This window comes from Flavobacterium sp. DG2-3 (assembly GCF_030730925.1).
GTDB lineage: Bacteria > Bacteroidota > Bacteroidia > Flavobacteriales > Flavobacteriaceae > Flavobacterium.
Window position 1 is genome coordinate 250,502 of sequence record NZ_JAVAMB010000008.1, and the last position, 13,558, is coordinate 264,059.

Annotated in this window: 11 protein-coding genes; 8 read left to right on the forward strand and 3 right to left on the reverse strand. The window is 34.5% G+C overall.

The window, feature by feature from the left end:
* Positions 1-23 precede the first annotated feature (23 nt).
* Positions 24-455 carry a response regulator gene (locus tag Q9Q97_RS13560; protein ID WP_306157905.1) on the forward strand — a complete coding sequence of 144 codons (432 nt, stop codon included), beginning with the start codon at positions 24-26 and terminating at the stop codon, positions 453-455.
* Here Q9Q97_RS13560 and Q9Q97_RS13565 read toward each other — a convergent pair.
* The gene (locus tag Q9Q97_RS13565) at positions 445-3,270 is read right to left on the reverse strand and encodes a PAS domain-containing protein (protein WP_306157907.1); all 2,826 of its coding nucleotides are present in this window, start codon (positions 3,268-3,270) and stop codon (positions 445-447) included. The genes Q9Q97_RS13560 and Q9Q97_RS13565 overlap by 11 nt on opposite strands.
* A gap of 212 nt (positions 3,271-3,482) precedes the next feature.
* Between Q9Q97_RS13565 and Q9Q97_RS13570 the strand changes: the two genes are divergently transcribed.
* Both Q9Q97_RS13570 and Q9Q97_RS13575 read left to right on the forward strand, forming a co-directional pair.
* The gene (locus tag Q9Q97_RS13570; protein ID WP_306157910.1) at positions 3,483-3,824 is read left to right on the forward strand and encodes a hypothetical protein; all 342 of its coding nucleotides are present in this window, start codon (positions 3,483-3,485) and stop codon (positions 3,822-3,824) included.
* A gap of 382 nt (positions 3,825-4,206) precedes the next feature.
* Entirely contained in the window at positions 4,207-5,019 is an 813-nt protein-coding gene (locus tag Q9Q97_RS13575; RefSeq protein WP_306157912.1) for a hypothetical protein, read from the forward strand.
* A gap of 67 nt (positions 5,020-5,086) precedes the next feature.
* Here Q9Q97_RS13575 and Q9Q97_RS13580 read toward each other — a convergent pair whose 3' ends face one another.
* Entirely contained in the window at positions 5,087-5,347 is a 261-nt protein-coding gene (locus Q9Q97_RS13580) for a SemiSWEET family sugar transporter (protein WP_306157914.1), read from the reverse strand.
* A gap of 249 nt (positions 5,348-5,596) precedes the next feature.
* The gene (locus Q9Q97_RS13585; RefSeq protein WP_306157916.1) at positions 5,597-6,442 is read right to left on the reverse strand and encodes an SDR family oxidoreductase; all 846 of its coding nucleotides are present in this window, start codon (positions 6,440-6,442) and stop codon (positions 5,597-5,599) included.
* Between the two features lie 387 nt (positions 6,443-6,829).
* On the opposite strand from Q9Q97_RS13585, the gene Q9Q97_RS13590 reads away from it, so the two are divergent.
* Genes Q9Q97_RS13590 through Q9Q97_RS13610 form a run of 5 tightly spaced genes read left to right on the forward strand, consistent with a single transcriptional unit; the run spans position 6,830 to position 13,399 of the window.
* Positions 6,830-8,047: a response regulator gene (locus Q9Q97_RS13590; RefSeq protein WP_306157918.1), complete on the forward strand. Its 1,218-nt coding sequence runs from the start codon at positions 6,830-6,832 to the stop codon at positions 8,045-8,047.
* Positions 8,048-8,058: 11 nt separating this feature from the next.
* Complete coding sequence (locus tag Q9Q97_RS13595; RefSeq protein ID WP_306157920.1) at positions 8,059-11,625, forward strand: response regulator; 3,567 nt, start codon at positions 8,059-8,061, stop codon at positions 11,623-11,625.
* A 16-nt stretch (positions 11,626-11,641) separates the two neighbouring features.
* Positions 11,642-12,007, forward strand: coding sequence for a response regulator (locus tag Q9Q97_RS13600; RefSeq protein WP_306157922.1), 366 nt, complete (start codon positions 11,642-11,644; stop codon positions 12,005-12,007).
* 7 nt (positions 12,008-12,014) lie between these two features.
* A complete protein-coding gene (locus Q9Q97_RS13605; protein WP_306157924.1) occupies positions 12,015-12,827 on the forward strand; it encodes a protein-glutamate O-methyltransferase CheR in 813 nt (270 codons plus the stop codon).
* The gene (locus Q9Q97_RS13610) at positions 12,806-13,399 is read left to right on the forward strand and encodes a chemotaxis protein CheB (protein ID WP_306157926.1); all 594 of its coding nucleotides are present in this window, start codon (positions 12,806-12,808) and stop codon (positions 13,397-13,399) included. Before Q9Q97_RS13605 ends, Q9Q97_RS13610 begins: the two co-directional genes overlap by 22 nt.
* Positions 13,400-13,558 lie beyond the last annotated feature (159 nt).

Consider the following 13,558-nt stretch of genomic DNA (forward strand, 5'->3'; position numbering starts at 1 on the left):
TAAATTTCTAAGCCAAAAAGACGATGAGTGATTTTACTATTTTTTATACTGACGACGACGAAGATGATTTGTGTATTTTTGCTGATGCCGTAGAAAGTATACCTCAAAATATTAATCTTCAAACATTTTCTGCAGGCGAAAATTTCTTAAATGCCATTTTTAATCCGCCTGCAACGCCTTATGTCGTTTTTTTGGATTTGAATATGCCAGGAAAAAATGGATTTGATGTTTTAGAAGAGCTTCGAAATTCAGACTATAGAAAAGATATTCCCGTTGTAATTTATTCTACTTCAAGCGAACCTAGTATTATCGAAAAATGCCGTAAGCTAGGTGCCAATTGCTTTATTACGAAACCCATTTTAATGAATGACATTATAAAATCAATTGAGCACGCTATGCAAATTGACTGGCAAAAATTTATTCCGAACCAATCTAATTTTGTTTTTAGATACTAATTTCAGATAAATCGGGAATGTAAATATTAAAAACCGAACCTTTGCCTTTTTCACTAGAAACCGTTATAAAACCTTTATGGTTTTCTACGATTTTCTTGACAATGGCAAGACCAATTCCCGTTCCGCGATATTCGCTTTCCGTATTCAAGCGCTGAAAAACTTCAAAGATTTTTTCTTTGTACTCCAATTCAAAACCGATTCCGTTATCTGTAACTTGAAGATGATGATAGATTTTATCTTTAAATTCAGCATTCGGCAATAATTTCCCTTCCACTTCAGTAACCGAAATTTTTACTATTGGGGCAACGCCTGGACGAGAAAACTTCAACGCATTTTCGACCAGATTATGAAGCAGCTGTCTAAACTGAAACTGTATAAGAGTGGCTTCTCCTAAATCGTGATATTCTACAACAGCATTTTTTTCTTCAATTCGATCCGAAAAATCGCTTATTACTTCTTCTGCAACTTCATCTATTTTAACTCTCGAAAAAACACGGTCGGCAGAATTGGCTCTAGAATAAGTCAATAAATCTTGTATGAGATTCTGCATTTTCTTTGCCGAAAACTCAATTCTATTTAAATACGCTTTGGCATTTGCCGAAATATTCTGTTCATCCAAATCGGCCAATCGGCTAGCAAAAGTTTGGATTTTTCTCAAAGGCTCTTGAAGATCATGGCTAGAAATATAAGCAAACGACTGCAGTTCGATATTCATATTGACCAAATCGCGGTTTTTCAATTCCAGCTGCGTGGTACGTTCAATAATTTGTTCTTCCAACTGATTGGTAAAGTTTTTTTGCTCTTCTATATCCGTGCTTGTTCCCACCCACATTTGAATCTTTCCCGACTCGTCCATTTGGGCAATTGCACGGCTAAGCTGCCATCTGTATTCGCCATCATAACGCTTAAATCGGTGAATAAAAAGAAAATCATGTCCTGTTTTAACCGATTCCATCCAGAGTTTGACATTTTCTTCTCGATCGTCAGGATGCACAATCTGAAGCCAGCCATTTTTCTCAATTTCTTCTTTAGACAATCCAGAATAATTGTAAATCGTTTGATTAAAATAATTTAAATTTCCCAGCGTATCACTCGTCCAGATAAGCTGTGGCATAGAGTCGGCGAGGAGCCTGAATTTTTTTTCACTTTTCATCAAAACATGCTGATTTTGTTTTTCGGTAGTAAAATCCATTAAAGTGCCGACCATTTTAGAGGGCTCTTTATTTTCATCAAAAAAGATTTTACCATGAACTTTAATCCAGCCAATAGAATTGTTTACTTTTAAAATTCGAGCTTCATATTTATAAATTCCATTTTTAAGCGCTTTAGCAAAAGCTTCAGCAACAATATGTTCATCTTCTGGAAATATGCGGCTTCGAATATCTTGATGTACAATTTTGCTGTTTTTCTCAAAGCCAAAAATGTCGAGAATAGTATCGCTGTAGATTAGTTTTTTAGTTTTAAGATTTAAATCCCACATCGCAATTTCGCCAATTTCAGCTGCCAATCGAACCCTCTCTTCTGCAGTTTCCACTTTTTTTCTAGCTTTTACTTTAGAAGTGACGTCATATACAGTACACATAATTCCCGAAGCCTTTCGGTCTTTTTCGTAGAGTGGAGTGTATTGGTAATCGAGATAGAATTTCTTTAATTTATCATTAATATCAACATAAGCAACGGCTTCATTTTCGCGAATTGTTTTTCCGTTTATCAAAACTTCCTGCAGTAATTCAGGGTATTTTTGCTGTTGCAATTCAGGAAAAACTTCTAATAAAGGAATGCCAATACAATCTTTTTCTTCCTTTTGCCAGATATTGTACATCATTGCTTTATTGGCCATTTCGATAATAAAATCTTTACCTCTAAAGATCGCCATTGCAATTGGCGAGTCAATTACAATATCGCGAAAAGCTTTTTCGCTTTCTTTAAGAAGATGCCTTCCTTTTACTTCTTCAGTAACTTCATAAGAGACAACAATAACGCCGTTAATAATTTCATTTTCATCTTTTAACGGATAAAAAACGAGATTAAAATAGCCTAATTCTTGCTTGTTATAACGATTTAAATTAACTGGTAATTCGTCAGTATAATACGGAATTCCAGTTTCATAGACTTTCTTTAGTAAAGGAAAAACCGTTTCCTCTGCTTCTGGAACCGAATCAAAAATGGGTTTGTTTAAAATTTCGTTTTCCTCTTTATCAATAATATGAAGATACGTTTCATTTGCCATTTCCACAATCAGATCTGGACCTTTTAGAATTCCAATTCCGACTGGAAGCTGTTTTACAATGTCTTTAAAACGTTTTTCACTTTCTTCAAGCCTAGTATGCGTCAAAACCTGATGGGTTGTCTCATTGCAAATTACGAGAACTCCAGCTACTTTTCCATTCTCATCATGTACAGGACTATAGCTAAATGTCCAGTACACATCTTCCAATTTTCCATTTCTATATATAGGCAATAATTGATCTTCATGCCAAGTCGAATCGCCTTTTTGCAATACCTGATCTATGAGAGGTTTAATAAAATTCCAGATTTCAGGCCAATAATCGGCACCTTTTTCTCCCAGAATAGAAGGATGTTTGCCATTATTTCCTAAACTAGGACGATAGGCATCATTGTAGAAACAAATATGATCTGGCCCCCAAAACAAAAACATAGGAAATTTAGAGTTTAGAAGAATTCCTAAAGTAGTACGGAGGCTTTGAGGCCAAGATTCAACTGGTCCCATAGCTGTTTTATTCCAATCTTTGACACGGATAAGTTCACCCATTTCTCCTCCATTGGCCAAAAAATCATAATTGTTGTAACTCATTCAAATTGTATTTTTATGTTCCTGTTTAACAGGTCGTTTTTCATTACTTTAAATCGGTAATGTTTGTTTTTTTAGATTAAGCTTTATTAAAATTAGTAAAAAATAAATATCCGCAGAAATGCGATTTTGAATGAGGCAAGATTAAAATCGTTAGAGTTAATTTTATCATTTTTCTATGCGGAAATTTGAATAAAAGATAAAAATAAAAAGCAATGAAAAGGGAAGATTCTAAACACGAAACCGATAATATAAAAAGATATCAGGAGGAAGGATATATAGTAAATTATTTATTTGAAAATGACCGCCTGATAGATTCTCAAAGTAAAGTATCTTATAAACCAGAAGACATATTTATTGTGGCACATCATCGCTATGAAGGAATGAGTGATCCAGATGATATGTCGATTTTATATATTATCGAAACTAAAGACGGAGGAAAAGGAACTCATTTATTAGGATACGGCCCAACGGCAGATTTAGAAGAAGCAGAATTTTTTAAAGACATTCCGAAAGCCAATTACTCTAAAAATTCAGACGTAAACGAGTTAACGTAAAAAAGCTTCTAAGCTTCTGAGTTGCTAAGGTACTAAGATGCTAAGTACTATTCTTACTGTCGTAGAAGCTCAAAATCTTAACACCTTAAAAGAATAAAAATAGATTGGTATTTTTATTTTGCTGATGAGCAGTTGTTTCAAATTTATTTGGAGCAGCTGCTTTTTTTTTGAGCTTCTAAGTTACTAAGGTGCTGAGCTACTACGTGACTTAGAACCTTAGAATCTCAGCACCTTAGCAACTTAAGTAAAAATTATGAAATATCTCCTCAAAATTGTATAAGGAATTGACTGACAATATGAACGAAATTTGGATTAAGAAATTGAGATAACAATCAAAGGTGAGTTTTGTACAAATTCCCGCTTTATTAACCAAACCGAAATAATGAAAAAACTTTACTTAAATACAGGAAGCTTTGATGCTGTTTTTACTAATCTGAAAGAGAGTTTCGGCGGTGACTTATTGATTACTGCCAACGAATACAAATTGATATTTAAATCGAAATGGGCAAACGGAAGCATTTCTGGAGTTCGTTTTGAAAAAGAAATGACGTATTTAAATTTTGACTTGACTTTTAATCAGGAAGTTAGTTTAAGTATTGAATCTAATCCGTTTTCGCCTGTGTTTTTTGCGTATTGCGAAAAAGGAAATGTATTGCATAGTTTTGGTGCCGATGGAGCTACTCATTGTCTTAAAAAACAGCAATCGGGTATTATGAGCAATTCTTCTACGATCAACAGTGTATTGTATTTTCAGAGTCATCAGCAAATTCAATTCTCTATAATCGGAATGCCAACAACAATTGAAAATAAAGAAATTGATTTTGTTTCTCAGGTAAAAAAAATATTTACAAGCAATTCTGGAAATTATATTTACATAGGAGATGAAAATCATAAAATAGGGGAGAAATTTCAGGAACTTAAAAGAATTCCAAATCAAGGAGCAATTCGTTATTTGTTAATGAGAAGTATTCTTCGTGAGGTTTTAGAATTAGAGATAGCGCAACATAGTTATAATTATTTTACAATGTTTGAGCCTATTTTAAACTTTGCAGTAAAACAATTAGACGAAATCAAAAAACTATCGCCTATCAAATTAACTGCAATTGCAGCGCCAGTACATTTTTTAAAGCGAAACTTGCAATCTCGAAAATACAATTTGGAATTAGATCGATACAACCAAAAATTAGCTAGCTAGTAAGCATACCATATTCTTCACTTTCAAAAAAACAGCTTCGATCGAGCTGTTTTTTTCTTTTTAGGACTTATTCTTTTTCATAGTAAATGATAAAATAAACCATGATTAAATTTAAGACCAAAGAAATGCTGTTTGTAATAATTATTGGAAGATCTTTTTTTAGAATCCCGTAAACAATCCAAACTGAGATTCCGAACGTTAAAATACTGAACATTCGAAGCGAAATTTCTTTTACTTTCTTGGTTTTCCAAACCTTTATAATTTGCGGAATTGTAGATATTGTAATACAAGCTCCCGCAAAAAGTCCTATGATGTCGATGTAGTTCATTTTTTTTTATTTTTAAGTGACAGAGTTGCAAAGAGACAAAGGGGCAAAGTTTATTTTAAAGCTGGTTATATGTCTGATTTGGTATTTTTGACAAAAAATAGAAAAGCTTTGCGTTCTTAATTTTGCTAGCAAACACTAAAAAATCCTCAGCGTACTTTGCGTAAAACCTTTGCGCTCTTTGCGTTAAAATATGCGCATAGTAAAAAACTTAGTAGCTTAGCATCTTAGCACCTTAGTGGCTTAAAAAACTCAGCCCACAAGCTCCCCACCGTTTATATGAATAAATTGCCCTGTAATGTAACTGCTGTCTTCGCAAGCCAGAAAAACATACGCCGGGGCTACTTCAGAAGGCTGACCGGCTCTTTCCATTGGATTGTCTTTTCCAAAATCAGATAATTTATCAAAGCTTGCTACGATTAAAGGCGTCCAAATTGGTCCAGGAGCAACGCCATTAACGCGGATTTTTTTCTTCGCCAGCATAGTAGAAAGAGAACGTGTAAAACTTACAATCGCTCCTTTGGTACTCGCGTAATCAGCTAAGTGTTCGCTTCCGCGAAAAGCAGTTACAGAAGTGGTATTGATAATCGCATCGCCTTCTTTTAAGAATGCCAATGCAGCTTTAGTAATATAAAAATAAGGATAAATATTAGTCTCAAATGTCTTTTTAAGCTGTGCACTCGTAATCTTTTCCAATTCTTTTTGCGGAAATTGAGTGGCAGCATTATTCACCAGGATATTTAGGCTTTTAAAAGTAGTATGGCATTTCTTTACTGCGGTCTGACAAAATTTTTCATCTTTCAAATCTCCGCTTATCAAAAGACATTGCTGCCCTTCTTTTTCAATCATAGCTTTGGTTTCAAGAGCATCTTTATCTTCTTTTAAATACACAATGGCAATATTAGCGCCCTCTCTTGCAAAATGTACAGCAACACTTCTTCCGATACCGCTGTCGCCTCCAGTAATAAAAGCTGTTTTTCCTAATAATTTACCGCTTCCAGTATAATTCTCTCGAATAATTTCGGGTTCGGGATTCATTTTATGTTCGTTTCCCGGAAGATTTTGTTTTTGTTCGGGAAATGTCTGTTTCTTTTTCATGATTCTTTTTTTTAGGCTTTTATGCTATTTAAAATTAGCTCTTAACTAAAATTTCGATTGTCTTAAAAGATATTTTGTTTGCCTCAATTAAAAACAAAATGGCAATTGTGATGAAAATACATGGGTTTTATCCAATACTGATACTAATAGGAAATTTCTAATAAGTTAGCAATCACCCAGAATATTCAATTGAAATACAAAAGATGGGAATTTTGTAACTATTTTCGATTTAAATAAAAAACCTGCCCGTTATTTTTTTTATACATTTGAGAATTTCCGCGCCAATTTTTTGCAGCTCATTTTGCAATTCGTGTAAAAAATAGGAAAATTTTTACGATTATTTAAAAAACAAATTATTTTGAATTACAATCGATTTAGCTATCCGACATGGTATTAATTGTAGACGATATAAGGGCCAATATTATTGCCCTGAAGAAAACATTAGAGCTGCATAATATCGATGTTGATAGTGCCGAATCTGGAGAAGAAGCTCTCAAAAAAATCCTAAAAACAGATTATTGTCTCATCATCATGGACGTTCAAATGCCAGGACTCGATGGATTTGAGGTAGTAAAAATTCTTTCTGGAAACAAACGCACAAAAGATATTCCCGTTATCTTTCTTTCGGCACTTAATACCGAGAAAAAATATATCTTTAAAGGTTATGAAACAGGTGCTGTTGAATACATTACGAAGCCTGTAGATAGCGATTTGCTGATACTCAAAGTAAAAACCTTCATTAAAATTTACGAGCAGCAAAACGAACTGAAAGCGATGAAAGACCTGCTCTCTAAAGAAATAAAAATTAGAAAAGAAGCGCAGGACAACCTTGAAATTAAAATTGCGGAGCGAACAAAAGAACTGGTTCAGAAAAATGAAGAACTAGAACTTAGAAATCACGAATTACAGCAGTTTTCTTGGGTAGTATCGCACGATTTAAATGAGCCAATTAGAAAAATTCAAATCTTTATCAAAATTATAAAAGACCTTTACTTAAAAGCAGACGACAAAGCTATCGATTATGTGGATCGAACGATAAAATCCGCAGAAAGAATGCAAACTTTAATTACCGATCTTCTGGCATATTCTAGACTTTCGGCTCAGGTAAAACCTGAAAAAACCGATTTAAATGTGGTATTGCAGGAAGTATTGGGAGATTTTGATTATTTGATCGAACGCAAAAATGCTACGATAAAAACCAACGAACTTCCAACCGTAGATAGTATTCCGAGTCAGATGCGTCAGGTTTTCCAGAATCTAATTGGAAATGCCCTGAAATTTTCTAGCGATGATAAAGCTGTAATCGAAATAACTTCTGAAATCATTTTAGATAAAGCAATTGACAGTCCGAGTTCTCCTGAAGGTAAATTTTGCCGAATTGTGGTCAAAGACAACGGAATTGGTTTTGACGAAATTTATCTGGATCGAATTTTTATCATTTTCCAAAGTTTAAATGACCGCCAATCTTATGAAGGAACGGGAATTGGACTGGCAATCGCCAAAAAAATTATAGAAAAACACAACGGACTTATCACAGCTAAAAGTAAACCAGGCGAGGGCGCAAGTTTTATAATTGTGCTACCTTTGAAATACGAATTAAAATAATTTAGAAATATATGAATGGTAATTTTAAAAGAAATTTATTAATCAGCTCGCTAGTTTCACTGTTTGTACTTACAATTAGTTCGGTTGCTTCTTTTATTAGTATTAAAAGTCTATTAAGCAGTAATTTTTGGGTCAATCATACTCAAGACGTAATTTACAACCTAAACGAAGGTTCTTCTATTATTACCGAAGCCCAAACCAGTATGAGAGGGTATCTGCTTACGGGCGACGAACAGTTTGTAGATCGATTTTCGGATGCTGAAAATAGATCAAATAATTACTTTGACAAATTGGACGAACTGACGACTGATAATCCTTCGCAAAGAAAATTACTAGACGAATTGCGTGAGAAACGTTCCGGTTTCTTTAAGTATCTAAACAATCAGATTGTAAAAAAACGCTTAAGCAAAGAAACCCTCATTTTCGACTTGAATGAAGGCCGAAATATGATGAACGACATGAGAGCGATCATCAAAAAAGTTGAAAATACAGAACAGAAACTTTTAGAAGAACGCAATTCAAATTCAGAACGTTACGGTAATTACAGTTTAGCTTTAATTGTAGTGGCCTTTTTTATTGCTTTTCTTATTTCTATTGTTTTCTTAATCAGGATTTTAAAAGATTATAACGAAAGAACTTTACTGCAGAAAGAATTAGAAAGAAAAGACAAAGATATAGCAGAAAGACTTCAAGTAATTGGCGGAATTGCAGCCCAAATTACCAAAGGAAATTACGATGTTCAGATTGATGATAGAAAAGCCGATACATTGGGCGCTCTTGGAGCTTCTATACATGAAATGAAAGATTCGTTAAAAACGTCTTTCGACTTGCTGACGCAAAAAGAATGGCTTCAGTCGGGTGTTGCCACTCTGAATGATAAAATGTTGGGCGAAAAAACGATTCAGAAATTATCTAAAGATATCATAGAGTTTTTGTGCCAATATACCAATGCCAGCGCCGGAGTTTTGTATGTTGTTGATGGAGAAGAAATGGCTATTTCGGGCGGTTACAGCTATATTCCGAGCAAAAGCAGAGAAAGAATTAAAAAAGGCGAAGGTTTAATTGGGCAGGCAATCGTTTCTGGGAAAATGCTCGAATTGAAATCATTTTCAGCAGATAATATTCAGATCAATTATGCATTGGGAGAAATCAAACCAACGCATATAGTGGCGCTTCCGCTAATGGACTTTAAAATTGAAGGAGCGGTTGAATTGGCCAGTATTTATGGCTTTTCTGTACTGCAATTGGAATTTTTAAACTTAGTGGCCAACAATATCGGAATTGCTTTAAAAGCGACTCAAAACCGTAAACGCGTTTTAGAACTTCTGGAAGAAACCAAATCACAGTCAGAAGAATTGCAGATTCAGCACAGCGAATTGGAAGCTATAAATGCTGAATTGGAAGCGCAAACTGAAAAACTGCAGGCATCAGAAGAAGAACTTCGCGTGCAACAGGAAGAATTGGAGCAGACCAACGAGGAATTGTCTGAAAGAAGTGTTTTATTAGAAGAAAAAAATACAGAAATTCAGAAAAAATCAGAAGCTTTAGAATTAACAACACGCTACAAATCAGAATTTTTGGCGAATATGTCGCACGAGCTGAGAACGCCGCTGAACTCGATTTTATTATTGAGCCGTTTGCTATCTGAAAATAACAACCAAACGATGAACAATGAAGAAATTGAATTTGCAAAAGTAATTCAGAGTTCAGGAAACAGTTTGTTAGGATTAATTGACGAAATTCTGGATTTATCTAAAATTGAAGCGGGTAAAATGGATCTGGAATTCTTGGATGTTTCGACAAAAGAAATTACAGACAGTCTTCATAATTTATTTTATCTGATTGCAAAAGAGAAAAACATCAATTTTGAAATCATTGCTAAAGAAGCGCCAATCGTTATCAAAACAGATAAAATGCGTTTGGAGCAGATTCTGAAAAACCTGATTTCGAATGCTATTAAATTTACTGAAAAAGGAACAGTAAGCCTCGAAATAAAAGTAAATTCGGATAACGACAAAGAGATTTGCTTCATTGTAAAAGATACTGGAATCGGAATTCCGTTAGAAAAACAGCCACTAATTTTTGAAGCTTTCCAACAAGCAGATGGTTCAACGAAACGTAAATACGGAGGAACAGGTTTAGGATTATCAATTAGCCGTGAATTGGCAAAACTGCTTCGCGGAGAAATTACATTGCACAGTAAAGTAAATGAAGGAAGTACGTTTACATTGTGTCTTCCGGTTTTGGGAATGGCTTTAAATAAAATTTCGGTTAATACTAGACAGGAAGAAGAAGTTTTTGAAGAAGTAACAGAAGAAACAGATAACAAGCCAAAATACATTAGCGAGGTTATACCAGCAGAAATTGAAGATGATAGAGATTCGATTGTAGAAGGCGATAAAGTGATCTTGATTGTAGAAGACGATATTAGTTTTGCTAAATCATTGCTGGCTTTTACGCAGAAAAAAGGCTATAAAGGCGTTGTCGCGGTAAGAGGAGATTATGCTTTGAATTTTGCTTTAATCTACAAGCCAATCGGAATTTTGTTGGATATCGAGCTGCCAATTAAGAGCGGCTGGCAGGTTTTGGAAGAATTGAAAAATCATTCTCAAACCAAGCATATTTCGGTACACATCATGTCATCGCACAAATTGAAACAAGAAAGTCTGCTGAAAGGAGCTGTAGATTTCTTAGATAAACCAGTGGCATTTGACAAGATTCCAGAAGTTTTTACACGTATCGAACATATCATCAACAAAGAATCTCAGAAGGTTTTAATTATTGAAGACAACCCGAAACATGCAAAAGCATTGGCTTATTTCTTAGAAAACTATAATATTAATTCTGAAATTAAAAGCGAAGTTTCGGAAGGATTATCGGCTTTGGGCAAAGAAGAAGTAGACTGCGTGATTTTGGATATGGGAATTCCAGACAAACAGGCTTACGAAATTCTGGATGGCGTGAAGAAAAGCCCAGGATTAGAAAATCTGCCCGTAATTGTCTTTACAGGAAAAAGTTTATCAGTAAAAGAAGAATTAAAAATTAGAAAATACGCCGATTCTATTATCGTTAAAACGGCACATTCGTATCAAAGAATGCTTGATGAGGTTTCACTTTTCCTTCATTTGGTAGAAGAAAAGAAAGAAGGAAACGCTAAAAAAGAAAACCACAAAAAGCTGAATTCGCTGAATAATATTCTGTTTGAGAAAAAAGTATTAATTGTAGATGATGATGTACGAAATATATATTCTCTTTCGAAAGCTTTAGAAGCATTTAAAATGAATGTAATTACGGCTTTTGACGGAAAAGAAGCCATTAAAATTTTAGATGAAAATCCAGACACAGACGTGGTATTGCTCGATATGATGATGCCAAATATGGACGGTTATGAAACAGCCGAAAAGATAAGAAGTAATCCTAAATTTCTTAACTTAGCAGTGATAGCTGTAACGGCCAAAGCTATGACTGGCGACAGGGAAAAATGTATTAGGGCAGGAGCCTCAGATTATATTACAAAACCTGTAGATGTAGACCAGTTATTATCGTTGTTGAGAGTGTGGCTGTATGATAAAATCTAATTTTAAAAAGCTGTAAATGGGAAAAAAACGCGTATTGATAGTAGATGATGATTCTAGGAATATTTTTGCTTTGGTAAATACCTTAAAAGCAAAATCGTATGACTGTGTATCTTGTCTAAGCGCCGAAGAAGCTCTAAAAATATTAAAAGAAGACTCATCTATAGATGCAGTTTTAATAGATATGATGATGCCGGAAATGGATGGTTACGAGGCAATTCCGCTTATAAAGGAAATTCCATCACAAAAATCGACATTGGTAATTGCCGTAACGGCACAGGCCATGTCAGGAGATAGAGAAAAATGTATAGAAGCAGGAGCAGATGCCTACATCTCAAAACCAGTAGATGTTGATAAATTACTTCGGATTTTAGAAGAAATTTAAATGAATTATGATTGAAGATATTGAATTAGAAACTCTTATAAATGATGTTTACGAATATTACGGTTTTGATTTTGGAAGCTATTCCAGAGCCTCGCTTAAAAGACGCGTAAACCGCGTTTTTTATTTAGATGGATTTAAACATTTTCATGAGTTTCTATCTAAAGTCCGTACTGATCCAGAATATTGCAAAAGAATGATTGATGAAATAACGGTTAACGTAACTGAGATGTTTCGTGATCCGTCATTTTACCTCACCCTCCGCAAAGAAATCCTTCCATTGTTGGGAACCAAACCATTTATCCGTATCTGGCATGCAGGATGTTCTACAGGAGAAGAAGTGTATTCTATGGCGATTATGCTCAAAGAAGCGGGTTTGCTGCATAAATCGATATTGTATGCAACAGACATCAACGCGTCGGTGCTAGAAACGGCCAAAAGCGGTATTTTTCCGTTGCGAATGATAAAAGATTATGCCGATAATTATCGCGATGCAGGCGGTCAGCAGGATTTCTCCGATTATTATATTGCCAACTACGGCTTTGCAAAGTTTAACGAAAATCTTTCTGAGAAAATGGTCTTCTCGCAGCACAATCTGGTTTCAGACACTTCGTTTAATGAATTTGACCTCATTTTGTGTCGCAACGTTTTAATTTATTTTGATAATAATCTGCAGAAACGAGTCGTTAATCTATTTGATGACAGCTTGTCTGTTCTTGGTTTTTTGGCGCTCGGAACAAAAGAAACTATAAAATATTCTATATCTCAAACCAAATATAAACAGTTTGCTAAAGAGAAAATATGGAGGAAAGTAAAAGAATAAAAAATTGTAAAGCAGTTATAATTGGCGGATCAGCAGGAAGTCTACAGGCATTATTGCAAATTTTGCCTTTTGTAGAAAAACCGCTTTCCTTTGCGATTGTAATTGTGGTTCACAGAAAACACTCAGACGAACAAACTTTAGAAGCTTTAATTGCTTTAAAATCTAAGATACAAGTAAAAGAAGTAGAAGACAAAGTAAAACTAATACCAGGCTTTATCTACATTGCGCCTTCCAATTACCATTTGCTATTCGAAAAAAACGAAACATTGTCATTAGACACTTCAGAAAAAATAAACTACAGCAGACCAAGTATAGATGTTTCTTTTGAGTCGGCTGCAGAAATATATGGTAATCAGTTGGTCGGAATTTTACTTTCAGGTTCCAATTCTGACGGAACAGTCGGATTAAGAGCCATTAAAGCAGCTGGTGGAATTACAGTTGTACAAAATCCGCTTTCTGCAGAAATGTCTTTTATGCCCAATAATGCCATTTTGCACACCGCTCCAGATTTTATTTTAAATACAGAAGAAATTCTTGAATTTATAAAAGAGATAAATACAGTAACTCCTTGAGTATACTTATTTAAAAATGCAATTTGTGTAAAGCAAAAGAATCCGAAGGATTCAAATGTTTATAGAATTTTATGTTTCGTCTGAGTATGACTCCTTCGGAGTCACATATCTTCGGTGGGAATTATGTGCTATAAAGATTTGAATCCTTCGGATTCTTTT